The 21,931-nt window shown below is 52.7% G+C and carries 24 protein-coding genes and 2 pseudogenes; 12 read left to right on the forward strand and 14 right to left on the reverse strand.

The window, feature by feature from the left end; genetic code table 11:
• Positions 1 to 491: 491 nt before the first annotated feature.
• From CP557_RS06945 to CP557_RS06955, 3 genes are all read left to right on the forward strand, one after another.
• Positions 492 to 935 (forward strand): DUF6653 family protein, encoded by a 444-nt coding sequence (locus CP557_RS06945; protein ID WP_097379246.1) that lies wholly within the window; start codon positions 492 to 494, stop codon positions 933 to 935.
• Between the two features lie 502 nt (positions 936 to 1,437).
• Positions 1,438 to 2,001, forward strand: a complete 564-nt coding sequence (locus CP557_RS06950) for a sugar O-acetyltransferase (RefSeq protein WP_097379247.1) — start codon at positions 1,438 to 1,440, stop codon at positions 1,999 to 2,001.
• Between the two features lie 809 nt (positions 2,002 to 2,810).
• Positions 2,811 to 3,107 carry a hypothetical protein gene (locus CP557_RS06955; RefSeq protein WP_097379248.1) on the forward strand — a complete coding sequence of 99 codons (297 nt, stop codon included), beginning with the start codon at positions 2,811 to 2,813 and terminating at the stop codon, positions 3,105 to 3,107.
• A gap of 307 nt (positions 3,108 to 3,414) precedes the next feature.
• Here CP557_RS06955 and CP557_RS23465 read toward each other — a convergent pair whose 3' ends face one another.
• On the reverse strand, positions 3,415 to 3,990 hold the full coding sequence (locus CP557_RS23465; protein ID WP_211290240.1) for a tyrosine-type recombinase/integrase: 576 nt from the start codon (positions 3,988 to 3,990) through the stop codon (positions 3,415 to 3,417).
• 280 nt (positions 3,991 to 4,270) lie between these two features.
• A complete protein-coding gene (locus CP557_RS06965; protein ID WP_211290182.1) occupies positions 4,271 to 4,942 on the reverse strand; it encodes a helix-turn-helix domain-containing protein in 672 nt (223 codons plus the stop codon).
• An 85-nt stretch (positions 4,943 to 5,027) separates the two neighbouring features.
• Between CP557_RS06965 and CP557_RS06970 the strand changes: the two genes are divergently transcribed.
• Positions 5,028 to 5,933, forward strand: a complete 906-nt coding sequence (locus CP557_RS06970; RefSeq protein WP_211290183.1) for an alpha/beta fold hydrolase — start codon at positions 5,028 to 5,030, stop codon at positions 5,931 to 5,933.
• 242 nt (positions 5,934 to 6,175) lie between these two features.
• On the opposite strand, the gene CP557_RS23470 is transcribed toward CP557_RS06970, so the two are convergent.
• Together CP557_RS23470 and CP557_RS06980 are read right to left on the reverse strand one after the other, a co-directional pair.
• Entirely contained in the window at positions 6,176 to 7,003 is an 828-nt protein-coding gene (locus tag CP557_RS23470) for a methyltransferase domain-containing protein (protein WP_143825039.1), read from the reverse strand.
• A 442-nt stretch (positions 7,004 to 7,445) separates the two neighbouring features.
• Entirely contained in the window at positions 7,446 to 7,952 is a 507-nt protein-coding gene (locus tag CP557_RS06980) for a hypothetical protein (protein WP_143825041.1), read from the reverse strand.
• Between the two features lie 344 nt (positions 7,953 to 8,296).
• Between CP557_RS06980 and CP557_RS22105 the strand changes: the two are divergent.
• Positions 8,297 to 8,380 (forward strand): annotated as a pseudogene (locus CP557_RS22105) (IS6 family transposase); the annotation flags it as partial.
• Positions 8,376 to 8,462: pseudogene (locus CP557_RS22110) on the forward strand (IS6 family transposase); the annotation flags it as partial. The pseudogenes CP557_RS22105 and CP557_RS22110, both read left to right, overlap by 5 nt.
• On the opposite strand, the gene CP557_RS22475 reads toward CP557_RS22110, so the two are convergent.
• Together CP557_RS22475 and CP557_RS22480 are read right to left on the reverse strand one after the other, a co-directional pair.
• Entirely contained in the window at positions 8,455 to 8,730 is a 276-nt protein-coding gene (locus CP557_RS22475) for a hypothetical protein (protein ID WP_169924349.1), read from the reverse strand. The pseudogene CP557_RS22110 and the gene CP557_RS22475 overlap by 8 nt on opposite strands.
• 373 nt (positions 8,731 to 9,103) lie before the next feature.
• Positions 9,104 to 9,268, reverse strand: a complete 165-nt coding sequence (locus CP557_RS22480) for a hypothetical protein (protein ID WP_169924350.1) — start codon at positions 9,266 to 9,268, stop codon at positions 9,104 to 9,106.
• A gap of 847 nt (positions 9,269 to 10,115) precedes the next feature.
• Between CP557_RS22480 and CP557_RS06985 the strand changes: the two genes are divergently transcribed.
• Both CP557_RS06985 and CP557_RS06990 read left to right on the forward strand, forming a co-directional pair.
• Positions 10,116 to 10,439 (forward strand): pilin, encoded by a 324-nt coding sequence (locus CP557_RS06985; protein WP_394340608.1) that lies wholly within the window; start codon positions 10,116 to 10,118, stop codon positions 10,437 to 10,439.
• 103 nt (positions 10,440 to 10,542) lie between these two features.
• On the forward strand, positions 10,543 to 10,740 hold the full coding sequence (locus CP557_RS06990; RefSeq protein ID WP_097379252.1) for a hypothetical protein: 198 nt from the start codon (positions 10,543 to 10,545) through the stop codon (positions 10,738 to 10,740).
• Between the two features lie 594 nt (positions 10,741 to 11,334).
• Here CP557_RS06990 and CP557_RS07000 read toward each other — a convergent pair.
• The 6 genes from CP557_RS07000 to CP557_RS07020 form a co-directional block, all read right to left on the reverse strand.
• A complete protein-coding gene (locus tag CP557_RS07000) occupies positions 11,335 to 11,796 on the reverse strand; it encodes a ribbon-helix-helix domain-containing protein (RefSeq protein ID WP_211290184.1) in 462 nt (153 codons plus the stop codon).
• 119 nt (positions 11,797 to 11,915) lie between these two features.
• Positions 11,916 to 12,197 carry an SWIM zinc finger family protein gene (locus tag CP557_RS22115; RefSeq protein WP_245852923.1) on the reverse strand — a complete coding sequence of 94 codons (282 nt, stop codon included), beginning with the start codon at positions 12,195 to 12,197 and terminating at the stop codon, positions 11,916 to 11,918.
• The gene (locus CP557_RS22965) at positions 12,151 to 12,348 is read right to left on the reverse strand and encodes a hypothetical protein (RefSeq protein WP_097379253.1); all 198 of its coding nucleotides are present in this window, start codon (positions 12,346 to 12,348) and stop codon (positions 12,151 to 12,153) included. The genes CP557_RS22115 and CP557_RS22965 overlap by 47 nt, the downstream gene beginning before the upstream one ends.
• Before the next feature lie 235 nt (positions 12,349 to 12,583).
• Positions 12,584 to 13,612, reverse strand: a complete 1,029-nt coding sequence (locus CP557_RS07010; RefSeq protein ID WP_097379254.1) for a tyrosine-type recombinase/integrase — start codon at positions 13,610 to 13,612, stop codon at positions 12,584 to 12,586.
• A complete protein-coding gene (locus CP557_RS07015; RefSeq protein WP_143825042.1) occupies positions 13,609 to 13,887 on the reverse strand; it encodes a hypothetical protein in 279 nt (92 codons plus the stop codon). The genes CP557_RS07010 and CP557_RS07015 overlap by 4 nt, the downstream gene beginning before the upstream one ends.
• Complete coding sequence (locus CP557_RS07020) at positions 13,868 to 14,203, reverse strand: hypothetical protein (protein WP_097379256.1); 336 nt, start codon at positions 14,201 to 14,203, stop codon at positions 13,868 to 13,870. The genes CP557_RS07015 and CP557_RS07020 overlap by 20 nt, the downstream gene beginning before the upstream one ends.
• 646 nt (positions 14,204 to 14,849) lie before the next feature.
• Between CP557_RS07020 and CP557_RS07025 the strand changes: the two genes are divergently transcribed.
• Complete coding sequence (locus CP557_RS07025) at positions 14,850 to 15,092, forward strand: helix-turn-helix domain-containing protein (RefSeq protein ID WP_097379257.1); 243 nt, start codon at positions 14,850 to 14,852, stop codon at positions 15,090 to 15,092.
• A gap of 66 nt (positions 15,093 to 15,158) precedes the next feature.
• On the opposite strand, the gene CP557_RS22120 is transcribed toward CP557_RS07025, so the two are convergent.
• Positions 15,159 to 18,002 carry a hypothetical protein gene (locus CP557_RS22120; protein ID WP_143825044.1) on the reverse strand — a complete coding sequence of 948 codons (2,844 nt, stop codon included), beginning with the start codon at positions 18,000 to 18,002 and terminating at the stop codon, positions 15,159 to 15,161.
• A 353-nt stretch (positions 18,003 to 18,355) separates the two neighbouring features.
• Here CP557_RS22120 and CP557_RS07035 point away from each other — a divergent pair, with 353 nt between their 5' ends.
• Positions 18,356 to 18,628: a hypothetical protein gene (locus CP557_RS07035; RefSeq protein ID WP_097379259.1), complete on the forward strand. Its 273-nt coding sequence runs from the start codon at positions 18,356 to 18,358 to the stop codon at positions 18,626 to 18,628.
• 971 nt (positions 18,629 to 19,599) lie between these two features.
• Here CP557_RS07035 and CP557_RS07045 read toward each other — a convergent pair.
• Positions 19,600 to 19,785, reverse strand: a complete 186-nt coding sequence (locus CP557_RS07045; protein WP_097379261.1) for a hypothetical protein — start codon at positions 19,783 to 19,785, stop codon at positions 19,600 to 19,602.
• A gap of 106 nt (positions 19,786 to 19,891) precedes the next feature.
• On the opposite strand from CP557_RS07045, the gene CP557_RS07050 reads away from it, so the two are divergent.
• Both CP557_RS07050 and CP557_RS07055 read left to right on the forward strand, forming a co-directional pair.
• Entirely contained in the window at positions 19,892 to 20,284 is a 393-nt protein-coding gene (locus tag CP557_RS07050) for a hypothetical protein (protein ID WP_097379262.1), read from the forward strand.
• Between the two features lie 5 nt (positions 20,285 to 20,289).
• Positions 20,290 to 21,930: a hypothetical protein gene (locus tag CP557_RS07055; protein ID WP_143825045.1), complete on the forward strand. Its 1,641-nt coding sequence runs from the start codon at positions 20,290 to 20,292 to the stop codon at positions 21,928 to 21,930.
• Position 21,931: the final 1 nt, after the last annotated feature.

The raw sequence follows: 21,931 nt of genomic DNA on the forward strand, positions 1-21,931 counted from the left end.
TTGATCACGGGAATTTTGCTCGCATTCCAATCAGCCGGCACGATAGTTCAAAGCGGACTTTCGCCGTGGTCGGTCCCCGGTCTCATTGGCGGTTGTGCTGCCATCGTTATCGGTCTCGGAATTCTGCTTGAAGGGGACACGTTCAAACGGGACGCAGTGGAGAGCAACCGGCCTTCTGTGGCTGTTCTCGGATTCGCTGCCGCCGCATTTTTGGCCGGCGCAGCAATCGCCATCGCATAGAACGACCGAGACCAACATTCGTTCCCATATTTTCGGCCCCAATGCCATGTCTCGTAGAAATCCGCGCTAAGTAGTGCAGAGAGTTACAGCGATCCGCTGTGCTTACCGCTGGTTCACGACCTCCTGTCCGACTCTGTGGGAGTTCTCGGACACAGTACCCACAGTAAGTACAGTCTGCATATTCAGTCGATAACGTGTCAAAGGTTGTGTTCTCGAACAAGACTATTTATTCGTCAGACGAACCGTGAAGTATGGTCGGCGGTATAATTGAGCAATGCGAAGAACGGTTCTGGAGGCGTCACTCGAATCCAAAGAGCGGTTGGACGCGCGTCCCGTTGGGTGCTGTCATCGTCTACGCTATCTATCGGCGCAACTGGCGGATGGTCGGTGCCGCGCTCGCGTGGACCGCGATCAATCCGTTCCTGTTCTCGCCACCCGATACCGAGGACGCGTGGATGACTCGCGCCGTGCTTGCCGAGCGGTGGTGGATCAGGGAGGAGTCAAACCGGACGGTCGGGCTCGACTACCCGAACGTCTGTAACACCGTCGGTGCGCTCGGATTCGTCTACGCGCTGTACGCCGCGTGGCGACGGTCGCCGACGGGAGTAACGCTCGGTGTCGTGGCCAGCGTCGGTCTGAAACTTTGGTGGCTTCGGGTGTTGGTCAAACACTATGACGAACGACCGGACCGATAGGACTCTCGTCGATTCGATGGTGAATCCACCGACTCGACGACTCACTACGCATCTGTACTTACTGCTACTCGAGTTCGTCCGTCCGACTCTGGGACAATTCTCGGGCACAGCGCTCGCCATAACTACAGATGCTTACCGAACAAACAGTCCAATAATAGTGATTGCCCCTCCCAGAACGATTATTAGGCCATCCCGGAAAATGTATCGACCAAAAATAGCTATCTGGATGCCTAATGCCATTATTTTCAGACCAGTAATCGATTTCTGAGTGGGTTTAGACATATACCATCCTCCTTATTGATCAGCTTAAAATAGTTCTGAATTGATCGATAGACTGCTCGTCTGTACTTCCGGTTGACTTGGGATCGTTTCCGACTCTACTGTAGTTCTCGGATGACGATTTCACCAAGCCTGGTTTCGAAAGTGGCGTTACGTGTGCGAACTGAACGATACGAGATGTCATCGGAAACACCTATTTGGATGGAGATACCCGGTGGCAGCCATGAGCGAGGAAAAAGAAAAGATGCTGAACGGGGAACTGTACGACCCGACCGACCCCGAGCTTGTGGCCGACCGGAACCGTGTGAGCGAACTGACAAGTAAATACAATAACACTGCACCTGACGACCAGACCGAACGGCGAGACCTGATAGAAGACCTCTTTGGGTCGGTGGGCGAGGAATGTCAGATTGAGCCTCCATTTCGCTGTGACTACGGATACAATATCCACGTCGGGGAGAACTTCTACGCGAACTTCGACTGCGTCATTTTGGACGCGGGCCGAGTAGAGATCGGTCGGAATTGCATGATCGCACCTGGCGTCCATATTTATACGGCGACCCATCCGCTCGACGCCACCGAGCGAATCAAAGGACCAGAGTACGCTGAACCGGTTACAATCGGCGACAACGTCTGGATCGGTGGGCAAGCCGTTATCAATCCAGGTGTGACTATCGGAGACGACAGCGTCATCGCCTCCGGAGCAGTCGTGACCGAAGATGTTTCTGACGAGGTCGTCGTACAAGGAAATCCCGCGACCGTAGTAAAAGATCTGAGCAATAATTGACGCTACGAAACTTCGAACTCGGTAATAGATCTACGTTCTGTATTGAACGAAGTTACTGTCCGACTTTGGACGAATTCTCGGACGATGATTTCACCAAGTCTGGTTTCGAAAGTCCCGTTGAGTATGTATGCGTACTGAACAGCCAATTTACTCTACGACGAGGCGAAAACATCCGCATGCCGATCAGCCTCAGCAGAGGCACTATTTCTCCATAGAAGCTATCAGGAACCTCAGACGATCTCGTTACCTCCGATGGCTTCCCTTTGATTAGGCAACTACGGAAGCCAGCCGTAGGAGTAACAGCTGACCTTCCACCTGGTCACCTGTCTGATCGCCATTCGGTCCCTATCATCCAGATTACGCCGACTAGTGCTATAGCGTTCAGCCCCAAGATGATCACCGCGATGATGCCTCCTGTGCTCATGGTCATGGTTCTGTTCCTTCTGCAACTGGATAAAACGACTACTCGCTCATGCACGCCCACTACCCGTACGAAACATGGAATTCCGTCGAGTCTGAGGCGAATGAAAGGTATCCGTCACGATACTGCCAACACCTGTATCGAACGCTACTCACGATCGCCTGTCCGACTCTGGGGCAATTCTCAGACACAACACTCGCGAGAAGTGCATGAAAACTGCCCGCTGAGATTTCTACCCGTTTCAGATAATGTCCTACGAGTCGTGCTGGATACAGGACGCGTCTCGGTCAGCGTCATCAGCACCGTTTCACGATCAAACCATACTCGTCTCAGCGGCGGGGACGTGAACCCCCGCAACATTTGAACGTCGCGGGAGACGACACGCTCGATGCCCTCCATCATCGATAAAACCGTGTTCGGCGAACCCTCCAGAGGTCTTGCACTGGTCTACCTCTGTGGCGCACTTCTGCTGGCCGGGCAGCAAGGGTACTACGTCATTGTAGAAGGGGCGACACCGTTCTATGCTGGACTGTTTCTGATCGCCGGGATGGCCCTCTCCGGCATTGCCGAGTCCCTGCCGAAACCTCGACGACGGGCAGCCGGCGTCTTGCGACTCACGGCACTCGTCGTGCTGGTGAGCATGTTCGTAATTATGATCGTCACACCCGAACTCCTCACCAACTGAGCGCGGTGATCGATTCGAACTCACTGCTGCCAACCGAATGTGTTCTTGAGGAGGATCCGCTACGACTGCTGACGATTCACGGGGTGAATCTGCCGTATCAGCCACACGGTTTCTGACAGAGTTCGGCCAGTCTGTAAGCACACCGCTGCACGTACAGCGCTTATTTAGAAATTTGAGGGGGACTACATCTAACCTTTTCAGCGAACAGCCGCTTCAGTCGTACCCTGGCGAATAGAACGCGCTCGCCATGCTGCATCCATGCTCTCTATGCAGCAACGGGCAATCTGCCAGAAGGGTGGTTGGTCGGTTATTTGTGGTGGACTCGACGGAGTGCGTCGGCGGTCGCGGTTCCGGAGATCCGGATGTACTTCTGGGCAGTCGCAAGGTCACTCCATCCCATCAGTGCTTGTAGCGGTACCGGAGCTACTCCCTTGTACGCATGATGGCTGGCTGCGGTTGCTCGCAGACAGTGTGGATAAGTTCGTCCAGTGAGATTCGCTTGGTTCGCGGCTTCTTCGACCCGTCGGTTGACCGTTGACCGCGACCGTGGGAAGCCACTGTAGCGGTTTGCGAATCGCTCGATACAGAGTTCGATTCGTAGTGAGAGATCGAAGGGGATTGACCGAGCTGACGCGACGGTCTTTGGGTGCCAGCGTGAAGCGATAGCGTCGGCTTTAGTCAGTTGGTCATTGTGGGCGACTTCCTGACGGGCCTGTCGCCGGCAGTAGCCACAGTCACACGGCTCGTGCTGTGGGATGCGGATGAGTTTGCGGTTCCAGTCCAGCCAGGACGTATGGAAATGGGCTATCTCCCCAGCGCGGAGCCCAAGCCGACCGCCGAGCAGACAAATGAACCGCGCCTCGAAGCCACGTGGTGCTGGCAGATCCCTACTGCCTCTAACAGCAGTTCGAACTCTCTGTCGTTGAGTACATCTTCATGGGAATGGCGGGTGGTCAGTGCCTGTCGGTGTCGGTCGGCCCATTCGTTCTTCGACGTTCCTTGGTGAACCACCTTTGCAGGAGTGTGGTGACCGGGAATGAGTATTCCCCAGATCAACGACAACCAACAGCCTCTCTGCTGCATAGAGGGCGCGTATCGCTCACTATACGCGCTTGTTATACCTTATTCGGAGGGCCATCAGAACTAGCCACCGACGTAGGGGGTCAACGGGGCCGTCCGTTTCCGATAAATTGTCTGACAAGCCGTGCTTCTGCCTTCTGTAGATGGTTCGAGGCAGTGCTCGTTGCACAGTCGAGAATCTCGGCTACGTCTGCGACACTCCCGATCCGGGGATACTCATAGAACCCGACCTCAACCGCCGCTCGAAGCGCCTCACGCTGCCGGGCCGTGAGATTGACGGCAGGGACGCCTGGGCGAGCATCGTACTCGCCGACCTCAGACACCGCTGCAGCGATTTCGTCAGGCAACCTGTCAAGAATCCCTGCTAGATCGTCAGGCTCGCCGACGACATCGAAATCTACCCTCCCGTTGGGCCGATAGGCGAGTGGTGGCACAACAACCACCGACGGTTGTTGGAATGCTGTCCGAAAGCGCTTGAAGATCTCCTGCTCACGCTCCTGAACGTATGCGTAGAAAGAGCTGTCGTCAACGGGCGTAATATTGTAGTCGACCGTCCTCTCGGCACCAGCAATATGTCGTTTGTATCGCTCCCGGTCGCCGATAAGGTAAAATAACGTATAGACGATGTCACCCTCTCCCAGCAAGTTCCACGTGATGAGCCAACTGCGCTCGAGAGACTCAGAATCGGTCAGGAGCCGCTGCATCGGATGCTGGACTGCCCGCTCATACTGCAGCGACAGATGAAGGTATTTCATGGTTAGTGCAGCGGCCGCCTCACTTTTAAATACACTAGGACATCCGACAACGATTGAATACGATTTGAGCCCCAAACCGCTACTGATGGCAGGCGCAGAAACGCTCACGGACACAGATGCATCGTTACTTGATGCGCACGGGCTCGAATCCACCTACCGCGAAATTAACGACTTGCAGTTACACGTCGTGGCCGCGGGCGATCCCGACGAACCACTGGTCGTCCTTCTGCACGGCCATCCCGATTTCTGGTACGGCTGGCGCGACCAGATCGGTCCGCTCGTTGACGCCGGCTTCCGTGTGGTCGTTCCGGATCAGCGGGGCTGTAATCTGAGCGACGCTCCTGACGGTATCGATGCCTATCGGCTCTCGACTCTCGCAGCTGACATCTGCGAGCTGATCCATGGCGAGGGGCAAGAGTCGGCCCACGTCGTTGGGCACGACTTTGGTGGTTTTGTCGCTTGGCACCTCGCTCTCCAGCACCCATCCAGAGTCGATCGCCTCGGGATCTTGAACGTCCCTCATCCAACGGTCTATAGAAAGACCCTCCGTTCAAGTCCCCAGCAGATCATCCGGAGCTGGTACGTGTGGTTCTATCAGATTCCGACGCTCCCCGAATGGCTTTTGCGTCGGAACGACATGGACAACATGGTCGATTCCCTCGAAATCACGTCAAATGAGGGTACGTTCGACGACGAAACGATCAAGCGCTACAAGACGGCCTGGCAATACACCGGCATCGAACCACGGATCAACTGGTACCGTGGGTTCCGTCGGTCAGACAGCCCTCCGCGGGACACTGTCACCCAGCCGACGCTGATTTGCTGGGGCGAAGATGACATCGCTCTCCGCCCCTCGATGGCCGAAGAGAGCGCCGATTACTGCGACGACGGGCAACTCCGGATGTTCCCCGATACGTCACACTGGGTCCATCACGAGCGTGAAGAAGTGACTGAAGAACTGATCCGGCATCTCGCGCAGAACTCGCTATAGATGTCTCCGAGATTCTCAAACCTTCGTCCGAGTGCTCGAAATAACAATTTACGATCACATCTGTCTGCTGAAGACATCCTCTGTATTCAGCACCCCGTTTCTGACAGCCGACAGAAAGATAGATGCCCGCTCCGATCACGTCTTGGTCTGTACTTATCGCTGGTTCATGACCTCCTGTCCGACTCTGTCTGAGTTCTCGGACACCTATTCGTGGCAAGTAGGCTCCTAGAAACGGTAGCGGGTTATAGCACTCCGTCTACCGATGGCGCTCTCTGCCGTAGCCTACTCGGTTTTGCGAACGAGATAGAGGTACTGAGTGAAGTTGAAGAACGTCTCCCCATTTCCTCACACTTGTGGAGGTCATCAGCCCATGCCTGCGCCTCGTCTGGCCCGATTTTATCGTGATCTGCCGCGTATTCAGTGATGAACTGCATCAGATGATAGGCGAACGCATCCTCATCTAAATTAGTATTGAGTATGGAGTTCGGTTCGACTCGTTCGATCGTCAGTCCTGTGTTGCGGAAATACGGTTCGAGTTTCGATCCCAAACGCGGTTGTGGGCAATGATCATCGAACGCATCGAGAACGCGCTCCATTCGTTCCGGATTCGGAGACCGCCAAACGAGAGATGCAAAATCGGCGTCACAGATTACCGCGCGGCCACTCGGCCGAAGGACTCGAGAAAGTTCTGTCACTGCTGTACTGACATCGTCGAGATACTCGTAGGCCTGTACGGCGACAACCGCATCGAATGCTCTCTCCATGACCGGTAGACGTGTGGCATCCGCTTGAGTAAGAGTCACCTGCGGCAGAGTCTCACATCGGCGCTTCGCAAGCGCAAGCATAGCTCTACTCTGGTCGATGCCGTGAACGTGACCAGTGTCTCCAACGGTCCGTGCGAGTTCCAGTGGCTCGAATCCAGGCCCACAGCCGATGGATAGGACCGTTTCGCCAGATTGTAGATGGAGTAGGTCCCTGACACGCTGACGACGATCAGCTGCCGCTGAAGTCTTGTAGATAGCTGCTTCCTGTCGTGCCTCTTGCTCATCGTAGTCGAGTGGATCGCCCATCGCTCTCTACGGGTATTGCACAGGCTTTACGTTAAAACATTTATAGTTAGTCGAACTGCTGAAGACATCCTCTGGGCCTTGTTTAGACGCAACTGAGATCGGCGCTAACGCTTCGTTCTCAAAGTATGAAACCGTACTGTGAGGTGCTTACCACCGGATTCTGTTCAGTCAAAATGACTCCTGACCTGCTCATCCGAAAGCGTCCAAACAAGACTCTTGATCTGTATTGAGCGTACTCTATGATCGTTTGTCCGACTCTGGGGGACTTCTCGGACAAGACTATACAGTAAGTTTAGATCACCACATACCGAGCCCTTCCCGAACTCGAGATTCTAAACGAGAAATTCGATCCTCTAAATCAGCGTTGGTATCGACATCTTTCTCTATCTTACGGAACCGAACTCCTTGAGTGGCGGCACTAACTCTTCCCGACAGTCGTCACCTACTTCTCTTCGGTCCGGTTCAAATGCACACCCAGCACAGCGGTAGTGACGGCTAACAAAACCATCCAGACGACTATTGCCGCACCGACAGCGAATAGGAGATTGGGCCCAGCGTGGGCAACAAAGACATCCAGATACCGGACTATGTAATGGGTGACCCAGAGAAAGAGGAGCCCCGCAATGATGTAGAGTCCTGTTCCGACTGCCCTTCTCGGAGACTCCTTTCGTACAAGGAACGCGAACGTGAGCACGGTGATGACCGGGAATGGAAGTAGCGACTCCCACTGTAAGTTTATAATTGCATAGCCCACGTATCCAGCGACCAGCGCAGTCCCGACCGCTGCGATCGTCACCCACACGTCTGTTGGCAGATACCCGTCATCGGATGGCGGTGCTCCCGCCCCCGCCTTCCCGCTCGAGCCGTCTGTCGCCACTTCCTTCGCGGCAGTTGCCTCAGACTGACCGCTGCCGCATTCAGGGCAACTGTGCCCGCTCTGGACGGTCACACCGCAAGCCTGACAATCCCATGCCATCTTTGATTCCTCCGAGAGCGATTCATATTCGCTCACCTATGCCTATTGAAAAACGTCTTGTGGGGACCAGCTGGCGGTGTTGTCCCTATCTTCTTCGAAGTCGGATCCGAGAGGTCGAATGATACGATCGAACATATTCTTGATTTATTCTTCCAGGAATAAAGCCTTCCTCATATAATTTAGACGTTACGTCAGGATATGGATTTACGTTCTCGATCTCGTAGTAGCTCCCTCTGGCACAAATAGACTGTCCCCGTCCGAGTGGCGGTGTTCAGATAAGGACTGAAAAGTGAGGCGGAGCGTTTTCCGAGTGCTCTATGCCCGAAAACGCTCGCCTCAACGGTTGTTTAGACGAGATCAACTTAGACTTTGTCGAACGAGAAGTGACACATGTGTTTCTCGAACTGTTTTAGCAACGCCGAAGCAGAAACCGCCGACGAGCGGATCAGATCGTTCAGCTCCGCATGGAATCAGCTTATTTGAACACTACCCCGAAAACAAGGAAAGATATTATAGTCAATGAAAGAAATATCTTGTATTTATTGGAGTATAGATTCACCATAGCGTCACTAGAGGAATATGCGAATAATGCCATCACACCAATCAGTATATACAACATAGATAAGATTGGCTCGACTGTTATGAATGCTATTGCTAGTAAGACCATTCCAATTGCCACTAGTGCTGAGGATAGTTTTCGCATACGATCATTCTGAGTGAATCCCATGTAGTTTTCTGTGATTTCAGACATACTATTCTTATTTAACACTATGGGATATAGATGTTCTGATTAGATAATGTTATTTATTTTAAATTAAATAGTATAAGAATTTTACTAATTCATTGGACTATGAATTATGGCGTAGTGTCAGAAACAACCTCCATAGCTATCATTAATTCCGCCCACATCATCCCAGTCATTTAAGAGAACCACCTTGTCATTTGAAGGCACATATTCAGATCATGATGTATCCTGTTATTCATAGACGTTCTCATTTAGAGAAACTTTTGCATCTGTACAACCATGGTCTGATAAACATCCGTGATTAATTAAATAAGTGAGCCCGCCAATGCCTGCGATGCACCCAGGTGAGAATGAGTCCACGGAGTTCGATACAGCAGTCCTAGTCCGGGGCGTCGAGGAAGGTCCCCAACGGTTCGACTTGTTTGTCCCACTCGTACGTGATGACGAGGTCGTTGATCGGGCTGTCATCCAGGGGACGGGCTCGCTCTCGAGCCCCGCCACTGTTGAGGTACTCGACGGTGGCGGATTCTCGACACAAGGGCATATTGTATGTGGACCAACGGGAACAGTCTGTACGAACTATTGCGCCGTGCTCTGTGGGGCACTCTCTGGGGTCGCTGGCACTGCATGCTTCGCAAAGTGCAGTACAACTGTTGCTGGTATTCCCATAGCTCCGGGGTGTGCAGCTGTCTGTACTGGTGTTGTGGCTGGAACCTGCGTTCCAACCTGTACAAACCTCGCCCACTGATCCCATTAGGGGGGTGATTGATGCACAGATCTGTGAATAAACTTTTTCAATTCTTAGCCAGTATTGAGATATGTGGCTAAACTGGAACCTCTCCAATCCACTGTCCAGGATGACGCGGGAGCGTTAGCCATAATCACGACTGTCGCCGTCGTTGTGATTTGGTTCACCGGAGCGACGCCTGACATGACAACGCGGATCATATCAACCGTGTTGGCAGGACTGCTTGCGTTTGCTGGGGCAGTGCTTGGACTCTGGTTAATCGAAAAATAAGCCGTCGGCCAGCGATCGTGGCCGACCGGGGCATGGTGGTCTGCGAGGCTGCCGAAGGTGCGGGAGTGCTCAACGATAGCATGGGTATGGGTACGAGTCCGAAGACGTAGCCCTCCTCGACGATGTCTTTTATTCCGAATCTCATGTGACGCCGACTCCGTGACGATCCAGTGTACGATCCTGGCCGACGGGGACCTGATAGTTAGTAATGACTGACGATGATCCTACCCCGCCAGTGCGACTATCACTCGGATCCGTCGCCGACGCGGATGGTGACTCTAGGAAAAGGAACGACAGCGTCTCCACTAAACCATTCAGCAATGACCCAGTCGGCATTGAGCATTCACGGGGCGAATAGACTTCCTTCCTCTGTATCGTCGCCGTCACACCAGCGATGGCACAGAGCAACGTCGGCGACGTCTACTGCGGGACGGGCGTCGAAACCGGGATCAACATCGTTTTCGGCGCCCTCGCGGGACTCGGGCTTCCGGCGACGGCCTTCTTCGTCGGCAGATCCGGCCTCTCGTACATGCGAGCGGGCGGTAATCCCGAGAAGAAGAACAAGGCCAAGGAGAAACTCGTCATGTCGGTGATCGGGTTCGGGATAATCGTCCTCGCACTGGTCTCGCCTGAGCTCATCGACAAGATCGGCAGCCAGATGGGATTCTCCTTCTCGAACTGTGTAAAGCCGTTATGAGGAGATTGCGAGCGCGTTCCTTCCCTCCACCACCATGCCCTCATCACGAACGATCGCCGTCTTGGTTGGAGCGTTACTCGTCTGTAGTACCGCTTCGGCTGTGATGGGGACGGCCTCCGTCGCGACCGCCAACGAGAGCGAACACGCTACGACGATTCCAGACAATGGACCGGCGTACGGTGTCAACAGTAGCGACTTCTATCGACTCTGGTCGAACGATGTCGTCCTCGCCTTCGAGCCCCGCGAACTGAACGGGCTATATTCCGGAAATAGTACCAGCATGGGTGGTTCGCTTCGGTAACCCACCGAAAAACCAGCAGAATCGTCGGAGAAGTCATTCAGCGAATATCGGGCTAAAACAGCCGTACAGCATAGGTCCGAACGACTGGATTTGGTTTGATGGTATCTTAGGGATCACTTACAGAGTCACCCTCCAAAAAGAATTTTGGGAGCGAATACGGTGAGGGCAAGTAGACCCATCAACAGGAGAATCGCGGAGACACGCAACACACCTGCTGTTCGTCGCCGCTCCGCTGGGAGGAATTCAGCGGCCCCGGACAAAGCGAAACCAATCGCCATAATGAGGAGATTCAAAGAGGGAACATCGAGTAGAATACCGTAGTATACGTAGAAACCCAGTAAAAAGAGTGATCAGGAGAACTGTATAATCGGATATAGTCCACCATTTGGCTCACTAAAAACAATATCTCTGATTTTGAAGGGCATAGAACGGAATGTCCTCTCGAAAGTGTAAATATCTGTGGTAAACCGAAGACCGCTACTATGTAATTTTCGAGAGGATCGAGCGGTACATACATGATCTCTACTTATTGGTGCAGGTTACAGAAATCGGACTGCTGAAAATATCTGACGGAAAAAGCGGCGGGGGTATCGCCTACACGGCAGCCTTTTCGCCAGCTTCGACCACGTCTTCGCCGTCAGTGTAGCGCATCGGCGGGACGACGATCCACACGTTCTCGTGCCCTGTGGCTACCGAAATATAGTTCATACTTTTGAGCGGCTTGATGATCTCCTCGAGAACGGCACTCTTGGGCGTACTGTTGACGTAGAGCTTGTTTTTTGCCGTCTCGAGTTTTACTCGTCGCTTGATCTTATGGGGAGCAGACGCTCTCTCGTGAAGCATCCGGTACGCTTCGGCGAGCCGCTCGTCGTCGGGACGTATCGGCTGGGGTTCGTTCAGGTCGCCCTTCGCCTCGACTTCTTTCTCGACCAGCTCGCGAAGCTTCTCGCTTCGGTTCATATCCTCGCGGTCAGCGATCTCGTCGAGCGCCTCGAGCAACTCGTCGGGACAGCCAAAGGAGACGCGACTCGAGGGATCGTAATCCATCCGGGCCATCAGTGGCTCACCCCGATTTGCATATCCCGTGAATACGGGGACGGCGTCGGGATAGGCAGTTCGTATGCAAGGGGGGAGGGGTGTCCTACGAAGACGGCTATCGCTCGGGTGTGCGCGCGTCATGCGCGACCCTCCGCCTCCCGCTCATGCTGGGCTGCCTGTTCGATCGCAGTGTCGTGTGGCTCCCCGTCGTGTGTCTCGCCGGTGGCCTGATGCATCTCGTGCTCGTCGTCGGGGCTCCCGTCGGTCGCTTCGACATCGATCAGTCCGAGGAAGTCGGCCTTCCGGAGCGTACAGAGATGGGCACACGGGCCGTCGTGGTACTGCCAGCCTTTGCAGTCGCATCGGCCGACGTTACTCCTCGTCCTCGAGGCCGAGCGCGCAGTAGTGGACGTCCTCACCGTCTCTGAGCGTGACCTTGTAGCCGAACCGTCCGAACGATTCGGTCAGTGCCTCGCGTGGGTCCGCTCGTGTCCACGACTGAGTTTCGTCGTCGCGTTCCTCGAGGAAGTCGACTGGCTCCCCGTCAGTTGGTTCTGGGAAGGCGCTCATGGGCCTCGAGACACCTCCGGTAGATCGTTGAGCGTCGGCTGGAACGGTGTCGGCTCCCCCACAACGCCACAGGGTTGCATCAATAACTAACACTTATTGAAAGAAACTTCTCTAGAGGGATTTGATTGCTGTACTAATGGAATAAAATTAAGGTGGAAATGGGGTCGGAGGGCGCACCTCTCCTGAACCACGCGATCCTGACAGGGCTTTACGACGCTGATTTCGGGCGGTTGAATCACTCATGGGTATCCTGAATGTCAAGTTTCAGAGTTACGTCTGCTCGCAGTTCTTCGAACTCCTCGTGAAGACCGGCTTTGTAGTAGTGCCGCCGGATCGTCTCCGGACGGGCGTTCACGCGCTTCGCGACCGTCTCGATGTCGAGACCTTGGAGCAACTGCCAGGTGATCGAACCCGTACGAACGGCGTGAAGCGCACGACTGCTCGGGCACTTACTCGCGAAGTTCCGCCGCGTGTAGTCACACGTCTCCCGTCGCTTCGAATGCGGACAGTTCGTGATTAAACACGGCTGAGTGCCCTGATAGCTCCAAGCGCGAAATGTCGAGTTCGATGGGCGGCCCTGGCGGGCACAAAATAACGGTTCGCGTCCGTTCTTGTCGCGTTTCTCGACGCGCTCTCTGGCAATGTACGTATCCAGCGCTTCGACCACCTGCTCGGAGATTCCGACGACGCGTTCGCCCTGCTCCTTGTTTTTGAGACCGGTAAACGGTGGTCGGTGCCGGAACTCGAGCGTCTGGTCGTCTGGGTCGTAGTCGCGGAGATCCAGCGCCCGTAGCCCGCTCATTCGACATCCTACGTGCCAAGCGACCTCGAGTACAGCGTGCTCCGGTTGACCTCGCCACTTTCTCGACGACCGGTAGAAATCAATCAACTTCTCGGCATCGTCGTGGGCGAGCTGCTGGTCGCTCGATTCTTCGGACCGTGTGACCGTCGGCACGTTCACCTTGTCGGCAAACCCATCGTCGACGATCTCGACGGACTCGCAGTAATCGAGTAGCTGTTTCAGAGCGACCATCGATCCGCGTAAGGTCGTCGGGGCAATGTCTGCGGCTTCCCGATCAGCTCGAAACTCGTCGAGGTCCCACCCAGAGAGTTCGGACATACGGCTGATGTCCCGTTCTTCACAGAACTCGACGAACCGTGTAAGACGGTTCTCGTAGGTGCGGAGGGTTCGGTCTGTGTTTTCCGTCTTCCGTCTCGAGAGGAACCGATCTCGGGCCTCCCGCGGAGAAAGTTCTCGGCTCACGAGCGATCACCATCCCGTTCCGAGTCCCGGTGAGTCTCGTCGAGTAGGTCGTTCATCTCAGCCATGTCGGCGTGGATTCGATCGAAAACCTCCTCTGCAGCCCGGACGAAATCGACCATCACATCGTCGGTGATCCCGACTTCGACGGTTTTGCTGTCTCCAATAAACCGGACGGCCTTGACATCCTCCGCAACGTCGTAGACTTCTATCTCTCGGACGTACGGAATCGACTCGTCCGGTTCTGAAGCCCTATCCTCACTCATCCCGATCACCACCAGTCCAATTCTCGGGACTGCCCCAGCGGAATCGTGGGTGATTGTCCTCAACTTCGTCGCGTTCGAACAGCCGATCTCGAACCCACGTCTGCAGCGCGGGTCCGGACCGATCGTGCGGCGGGTGGTCCGGCATATGATGGTCGTCGACGCGTGCCGACAGGTCGTCGAGACACGCGATCATCTCGACCAGCGCCGCGTTCTGATAGCGCATCTCGGTCGCGATCGCCTCGAGGGCCTCGGTCTGTCGCTCCATCGCGTCGGCCTGGCGCTCAAGGATCTCGCGTTGCGCCTCGAGGGCGAGGAACTCGTCGCTCATCGACCCACCTCGAGTAGGTTAGCGTAGTTACAGTATCCGGTACTCTTACCGTGGTAGCGTGCCAGTTTGGTCATGGTCTCACTGATTTGGGACCGCGGACTCACCGTGCGCGCCACTGTGTAGGACCTGGGGCGCGTGCGGGTGCTGTCCGTCGGTTGGTTGTACTGTCTCTTTCCGACTGTCTTAGTCGTCAGCGCGTAGTTTCCGATACTTCCGAAAAGAGTCAACTGTCGTGATTGACTTACTCTCGTGACTCTCAAGACGGGGTTCGGCGGCTTTCCGAAACCAGTTCCGAAATCGGTACTCGGATCGACGGTGAGCTGTGGGCCGCGGGCCGATCGATGCGGTCTATCGGGGGCTTTATCCCCCGTAGCGTCGTGCGAATGCATGCTTCCGTAGCTGGGTTACGGAAGCCAGGCGGGCCGGTGCCCCTACACCGAGTCCGCATTTCTCTCGAAGACCCGACCGGGCAGCGGCGGGTCCGTCTGGCCTCCGTTGTCAGCCACCGAAACATCCCATCCACTTATACTTAACCGACCGTTCGTTAATCTATGGTGAACCATATGTTGCTGTCGATAAATTCAATCAGTATTGATAAAATGCCGGTACGGGACGTGACTGTATGCGAAGACCGAGGGTATCGTGGATGACACAAGCAGATGATCGTATCCTCGAGACCCTCGCGGATAGTGATCTTATCCTCTCTCCTCGTATTTTATCGGCTAATACGGACTATTCACGACACTATCTGAGTACACGACTCGGTAAGCTTCGTGATGCCGGGCTTGTCGATCGCGTCGACGAAGGACTTTATCGGATTACTGATCGTGGAACTGCGTATCTCGAGGGCAATTTAAGTGCTGATGTTCTTGAAAACGAAAATATCTAACCAATAATCGCTATTTATTCCACAATTGGAACTAAATACGCCCTGTTATATGAGATGGGAGATATGTTAGCTCAATTCATCTAATTGGTCTCTTACTCGGTTATCTTGCACTGGATATATCTTCTCATCATCAACGGAATATGATGTGGGGTCATCGTCATTCATTACCGTCTCTACAGGCAAGTAATAGTATTCGTCCCGCTCTAACTCAGCTTCTGTGTCTAAAAGTACATGTCTTATCCCCCTCCACCAATATAATCGAATATAGTACATGCCGACCGAATTTTGATCTTGTACAGAGAATATTAGTGGTGCATCATTCACACTCTCTCTCAAAAACTTAAATACTCTGTCTTTCAATATTTCGAATTCATTCCTCTCTACCTGTCCTTCATAAGCATGGTTATACTTATTCCTCATTTCAGTCAGATTACTAAACTCCAAAATGTCGTCGAAATATATTGAGGAAAGATTGTCCTTGTTGTTAATACCCAAGTTTGCGTCTTTTGTGAGTATCCGTGACAAAATCCCAATTGTTAATTCATCTTCACTCTCGTCGTTTTTGATTAATTCTGACTGCCATTCACTGCCCCAGTATCGTTGGGCATAGTATTCTACTATAAGCGCAAGGTGAAATTCCAAAAGTTCAGCTAAACTTAGCGTCAAACTCTTATGATTTCCGAAGGCAGTCGTTTTTTCCAACTGGATCTGCTCTACACGAGAAAGGACCGGCGATGGGAGCCTTTCTCTCCAAAGTCGGTCAATAGAGATATCGCCAAGATGTACTTCGTCTGCGAGCTCTTTATTATGTGTTGGTATGAATGCTCTGTTTATAGATACTTCTACCATTGTCTGTAACAATTCAGTAGGTATCCCACTATTTCTTAGATGCTGTAAAGACAATATGAACACTATTGGCTCAGTGTAATCATATTCAATATCTAGCGGATGGCTTTGAGAGGAGAGTTCATTCATCGTAGATGTCTTCTCAAGAGACTTCCTTATGTCTGCCTTCTCACCTTTTTCAAAGTGTCTAAGTAAACTTATTAATATGGATAAATCAGACTCATTATGACGTAATTCAGATCTTTCCATTCTTAGCTTACGTATAGACTCTTGTGCCCTCTCGTAATTTCCATTGAGGCAATGATATTTCGATTCACATATTATGTCCTTTGACTTATGTATATGTCTTTTCGTTTCTGGGAATGAGTTATCCTCTGAAAGAGCTCTGTGTTTTCTTGCTGCATCTTCGAAATTGCCGTTCACTTCTTGAACCACTGCTCCTATCTCCCTTTTCTTCCTTATCGCTCCTTTTCTTGCACGGGATAAATCCCCTTCCGTGAATAACCCGATTGCTTCACTGACTTTTTCTGCTGCACGTTCATATTCGCCCTCTCTTAAATGCACATCAGATAGAATTAAGAACCGTTCTCCACTTAGTGCAGTTATTATTTCCTCCTGTTGTTGGTTTGAGAGGAACTTTATCTCCTTCACCGCACTTATTCTATCTTCTAATAACTCAGCTGCTTCTTTCCGATCTCCCTCATTTGCCTTTTGACGGGCATCTGAAAGAGATCTATAGATGATCGGGAAGGTAGTCCAGTCGGATTCTAAGGAGTCATATTCGCCATTGGCGTTAGTAGCAATCTGAAGAGCTTTAAAAAAGTGTTCAGATGCTTCTTCCAAATCTCCATCATTGTGGAACAGATATAAACCAAAACGATAATGTGATTGGTATTTCGCTCTCCTGTGTAGAGGATGACCAATATCCTTGTACCAGATAGAAGCGGCTTCGTAAAGTCTTGGCACAATGTGGTAATAATCTTTGTCATTTTCCTTCAGTTGGGCAGTATTATAAACCAAATTGGAAATAATAAATTTGAAATTGTGAGTGTTACAAAAACCGCCAACATATTCTACTACTGATTTCCATTTTTCTACTCTTTCTGTATCATCCTCGGTATCAAGTGCTTCCTGTTTGTACTTCTCAAACTTGTCATCATCAAATTGTTCCCCTGGATCAATTGAGAAGTAGTTATTTACGAGATTGCGAACGTTTGACTCACCTCTTCTACAAATCTCTTCAGAAATTAGTATATGAAACATACGCTCTGTTATGCAATCGGGATATAAACTTGGGATATTAAGGCTATCACTTAGGTCTACTATCGCGTCAATCTGATTTCGTTGGTCTAGTTTATTAATCGCGTGAGAAACAGCAGTTCTTGGATTAGGTTCGGAGGTATCCTCAATTTCTGAAAGAACATCAACAACAGTTTCCATATCAGAAAGACCGGATATTTTGTGGCGGCTATCAGATAAATCCCCTATCAGTAGTCCAGTAAGGACAATATTTAGTGCCCCATCAAGGTCACTCCAAATATGCGGATACTTTTCTTTGATCTTATGAATTATGTCTGAATAGTCATCTAATTCCATACGTTTACTCATCTCTTTAGAGAAATTAAATAAACGCCAAAAATCACTCCCTCCCTCAAATATACTATTTATATTGCGTAAAAATTCAATTTTGCTAAAATCTCCATCATTGATTAGATTATGGCCTAGAGAGAGTAAAAACCGGTCGCCAAAGGATATTTTTTGTCCAGCAGTTCCACCAGATGAGGCCAGTTCCATTGACAATTCTATTTCTGATGTATTTTCTGGTATATATATGTCTAATTCAACATCCTCTTCTATCTCGGTATTAAATATAATTGACGGAGAGACTATAATACCATGCTTTCCAGATATTCTTATTTTATTATCTATGTCAGAATTATCACCAAGGTACTGCAGTGTTCCTTGAAGATATTGGTCTTCACCCTCCTCCCGAGTTTGATAGAATATTGTTATTTTAAATGGATAGTCTTCAGTAGCAAATTTGCACTCTCTGGAATATTTCATATGCTAATACTGTACAGCGATCACTCTATAAAACAGTTTTTGTTATTACATATCGTGGCAGGAGACTAGAGAGGTAGTCCCATCATATATAAAAGATACTAATACCAGTGTTTTTAATTACGCTATTCTACCAAGTTCTGTCAACAGACCTCCCAGGGGTCGCACGTCGACAGAATCCAATCCCCGATTTTGCACATCGATCTCGAGCCGGGATGTGCAAGATCCACCGCGAGTTGGGACGATCGTCGCGACGATCACGCCGGCCACCGACTCCGATCGGTCGCTCTTTATATGCGCTCGAGATTTGAGTCACCGGAAAATCCTAGGATTTCGAGGGGGTTGTGCAAATCGTAATGCGAATCCAGACAACCGACGCTCGAGAGCGGAAGTGGAAGTACCTGAAAGAAGCGACCGGTGAGAGGACAGTTTCAGGGGCGCTCGACGCGGCTGCGGATTACTACCTCAAGATGCGCGGGGACACGACGGCGCAGCCGACCGGGTGTGTACCCGAGCTGATCCGCCGCGCCGACCAGGAGGGATCACTCACCGCCGCGGAGATCGCGGAGATTCTCGATGTCGACGAACTGCCGGTTGAGTATAGAGCACAGTGGAGTATTGGCGAGTGACGAGCCATCAATTAGATGTATCACGCGCGGCGACACTATTTCGATTGGAATGGAGAACGAATCTGGAACTTTAGACCAGGACTGGCTCGGGTTCAATTGGACTCCTTGGATGAGTCTGCATCCTGACGATGAAGAACTCGGTGAACTGCCGACTGATCACGGTGTCTACCGGGTTCGACACGATGCTTACGAAGGATTAGTATATATTGGTCAGACTGGTCGGAGTCTTCGTGGGCGTGTGCGAGCATTGGCACGAGGCGTGTTCGATGGCGAAATGCCATACAACGACCCACATACTGGATCTCCGGCACTTTGGGCAATCGTCGATCGACACGGAACAGGTTTTGAGGTATCGGTGACATCGCCACCTAAGACAGCTGATAGTCAACAGCGACACGCAATTGAGGACACCTTGATAGCGGTCTACCGTCGAGAGACTCGCCGGAATTTGATTGGCAATTTCGGACGGATGCCTCCTGGCTATAGTAAATCGAAAAGACGCAGCAAGGATATTCGGGGAGGTCGGAGCGACGACGATACACTCCGTAGTTTTCGGAAAGGGATTGAACCGCTGTCCTGGGAAGACCCGGAGGATCTAACGGCTCCTGATTGGATGGGACTGTCGTGGTCTGAGCCCGCCCCACTTTCTGAAGCGAGAAGTCAACTCCCTGAATCCGCAGGACTCTACCGGATTTGGGACCCAGAACGCTGCCCACCGTTAGAGTACATCGGCGAAACCCTGAATCTCCGTTCTCGTCTCTACCGTCATCGTCGAAACCGAGAGTCTCACCTTCTATTCTCCTACGCTGCACAGCCGGATATCGAGAGAGAGTTCAAGCTCAGTCAGTTGGAGACTGATCTACTTGGTGCACATTGGATGGCTTGCAAGCAAGCTCCGCGAGATCAATATTAGACATAGCTAACTCCACTATTTCAGACGATAGTCTGGATAAAGAGTTCCTAAGCGCTTGTCACATGTCGATCCCCTCGACAAGCTCGAGGGTCCATTCACCGTCGTCGACGTGACGGATGTGGATGTGGTGTTCTCCCTCGAGTCGGCCCTGGTCGTCGAGTAGTCCCTCGACGCGGATGTCGTCTTTCGGGAGCGTGATGCCGACTGAGTCTTGATCCAGCTGACGGAGTTTGTTCAACGCCATATTCGGCGGGCAACCCCCCATCTCATAAAGGTTGGTGACCATCCGGTTTCCCGAGGTTTTCCGGAGTATTTCGGACGGGGCAAGCGCACGCTCGGGCGTTGTACACATGGCAAGAGACGTTATCGATAAGATCGACTACGCGGCGTTGTGGGTCTACCCCACGATGGCGAGTATGGTGTTCGGCGTATGGACGCTGAGCCTCAATATTCTCGGCAGCTACGACTTCAGTTCGTCCTTCTACTCGGCAGGTGGGGCGGACTTCTCGGTCCCGTTGATCCTGACGACGGCCTCGTTCCTCTGGATCCTCTGGACCAACGAGTTCGACGGCTCGAACTACTCGCAGATGGAACGGGTCACGATCGTCGGCACGCTCCTGTTCCCCATCGCCTTCGAGTTCGTTCCCGTCTTCGGGAACCTCCTCTCGAGTAACGACTGGTTCCTGCTCGGCGCGACCGTCCTGGTGACGTTCGCAGCTGCCTGGATTTCCTACACGGAGTGATCACGATGAAAGCCCACAGCCCACGGCCCACAGCCCACCGCGTCGGAACGATCCTCTTGGCGGTGTTCCTGGTCGGCTCGTTACTCGCACCGATCGCGGCGACCGCTCCGGTCGCGGCACAGGATGACTCGATCGAGGTCCGGGAAGACTGCGGATCGGTCGCTCGGTTCGTCGCCCCTCGAGCCTGCCAGGCAGCGGCAGAGGCTTTCGGCTCCGTTGACCAAGGGCAGGATGCGGCCGCGATCGAGAAAGATATTCACGTTGGCGCGTCCGGCGTGAAATCCTCCCAGGAGTCCACAGACCAACTCTTGCGGAACTATCTGCAGGATACCGATTCGATCGCGTCGATGGAAGCGCGACACGCGATCTCGACGGCGTATGAAAACGGCGAGAGTCCCGGAGTGGCCGATACACGCGCTCAAAACGCCATCAACGACTACTATGCGAGACTGCAAATTCAACTGCTCGAAGAAACGTCTCTCCACAGCGATCAGTTGGCCTATTACGCGAATATCTCGCAGAACGAAAGCGGAATCTTGAACGATTTCGTGCACGTCAATGCTGGGTCCACTGAAAAGAGCTACCCGACCGGGCGGACCGTTGAAACGGATGTCGAGTTAGCAAACGGAAGTACGCATCCGGTCACACTTCCCGAGATCCATTTCAACAAAGGAGACAACTACCAGAAAGATGCGGTGGTGAACGTCTTCTCTGACACCCTCCACAACGAGACGTATTACGAGGAGTATGTCGCGGATTCATCGAGTACTGCCGGCTCTACTGCCGAATATTATGGAACCGTCCATCTGCTGAATACCGGCTCCCTCGAGTCGAAAACGGTCTACGACTACCGACTCGCTCGAGAGCGCTTCGATGAGATTGAGAACCAATCAGATACTGTCGTTTCGAACTACGACTCTGGGACGGCAGAGGACTTCTACACCGCGCTGGACAACGACCAGATCGAAACGGAGGACCTGCGTGGTGCGGAAGGGATGGTCCGCTATCTGAGCGGGGACGCGAACGTAACCGATGACCGCTATCAGTACGCGCTCCGCTCCGTGCTCGATATGGATCGCTCGTCGCTCGACTCGACGATGGTCGTCCACTTCGAGGGCGCAACCGAGCGCGATCGGATCACACACGAGAACGGCTCGGTCTCCTACGAGTACAACAGTGTCAACGAGACCTACGAGGGTCTGCTCTTTAGCAGCGAAACCCCTGCAGATGGGTTCCAAACGGGCGTGTCCTATGACGTCTCGAATCTCAGCGGCAGACAAAAGATGGTCACAGGTGGTGACGATGGAGATACGTCGGATGTCGTCTTCCACAGGGGCACGTTCACGATTGAAGAGATGACGGACGGCGATGGAAACGAGATCAACCAGACCGACCTCTCCGACAAACCCGACTACGGAACCTTCAACGCGACCGAGTATCAGAAGACGATCGACCAGGCTGACAGTGAGCGAGAGACGATCACCGACACGTACGACGGCGGCGGTGGCGGTCCACTACTTGGTGGCGGTGGCGGCTGGGTTCCCGAAAGCGGCGGTGACAAATGGCTCGCCGCTGCCTTCCTCATCGCGATCATCGCGATCGCCGCAGCGATGGTAACCAATCTCGCCGATAGCCTGGGGCCCTAAC

Source organism: Natrinema ejinorense (assembly GCF_002494345.1).
In the GTDB taxonomy this organism is placed as follows: domain Archaea; phylum Halobacteriota; class Halobacteria; order Halobacteriales; family Natrialbaceae; genus Natrinema; species Natrinema longum.

What these genes read in the sequence shown, in the direction of transcription:
- CP557_RS06945 (WP_097379246.1), top strand. Translation starts at nt 492, where the DNA reads ATGGTCGGCGGTATAATTGAGCAATGCGAAGAACGGTTCTGGAGGCGT.
- CP557_RS06950 (WP_097379247.1), top strand. Translation starts at nt 1,438, where the DNA reads ATGAGCGAGGAAAAAGAAAAGATGCTGAACGGGGAACTGTACGACCCG.
- CP557_RS06955 (WP_097379248.1), top strand. Translation starts at nt 2,811, where the DNA reads ATGCCCTCCATCATCGATAAAACCGTGTTCGGCGAACCCTCCAGAGGT.
- CP557_RS06965 (WP_211290182.1), bottom strand. Translation starts at nt 4,942, where the DNA reads ATGAAATACCTTCATCTGTCGCTGCAGTATGAGCGGGCAGTCCAGCAT.
- CP557_RS06970 (WP_211290183.1), top strand. Translation starts at nt 5,028, where the DNA reads ATGGCAGGCGCAGAAACGCTCACGGACACAGATGCATCGTTACTTGAT.
- CP557_RS23470 (WP_143825039.1), bottom strand. Translation starts at nt 7,003, where the DNA reads ATGGGCGATCCACTCGACTACGATGAGCAAGAGGCACGACAGGAAGCA.
- CP557_RS22475 (WP_169924349.1), bottom strand. Translation starts at nt 8,730, where the DNA reads ATGTCTGAAATCACAGAAAACTACATGGGATTCACTCAGAATGATCGT.
- CP557_RS22480 (WP_169924350.1), bottom strand. Translation starts at nt 9,268, where the DNA reads ATGCCCTTGTGTCGAGAATCCGCCACCGTCGAGTACCTCAACAGTGGC.
- CP557_RS06990 (WP_097379252.1), top strand. Translation starts at nt 10,543, where the DNA reads ATGGGGACGGCCTCCGTCGCGACCGCCAACGAGAGCGAACACGCTACG.
- CP557_RS07000 (WP_211290184.1), bottom strand. Translation starts at nt 11,796, where the DNA reads ATGGCCCGGATGGATTACGATCCCTCGAGTCGCGTCTCCTTTGGCTGT.
- CP557_RS22965 (WP_097379253.1), bottom strand. Translation starts at nt 12,348, where the DNA reads ATGAGCGCCTTCCCAGAACCAACTGACGGGGAGCCAGTCGACTTCCTC.
- CP557_RS07020 (WP_097379256.1), bottom strand. Translation starts at nt 14,203, where the DNA reads ATGAGCGACGAGTTCCTCGCCCTCGAGGCGCAACGCGAGATCCTTGAG.
- CP557_RS07025 (WP_097379257.1), top strand. Translation starts at nt 14,850, where the DNA reads ATGACACAAGCAGATGATCGTATCCTCGAGACCCTCGCGGATAGTGAT.
- CP557_RS22120 (WP_143825044.1), bottom strand. Translation starts at nt 18,002, where the DNA reads ATGAAATATTCCAGAGAGTGCAAATTTGCTACTGAAGACTATCCATTT.
- CP557_RS07035 (WP_097379259.1), top strand. Translation starts at nt 18,356, where the DNA reads ATGCGAATCCAGACAACCGACGCTCGAGAGCGGAAGTGGAAGTACCTG.
- CP557_RS07045 (WP_097379261.1), bottom strand. Translation starts at nt 19,785, where the DNA reads ATGGCGTTGAACAAACTCCGTCAGCTGGATCAAGACTCAGTCGGCATC.
- CP557_RS07050 (WP_097379262.1), top strand. Translation starts at nt 19,892, where the DNA reads ATGGCAAGAGACGTTATCGATAAGATCGACTACGCGGCGTTGTGGGTC.
- CP557_RS07055 (WP_143825045.1), top strand. Translation starts at nt 20,290, where the DNA reads ATGAAAGCCCACAGCCCACGGCCCACAGCCCACCGCGTCGGAACGATC.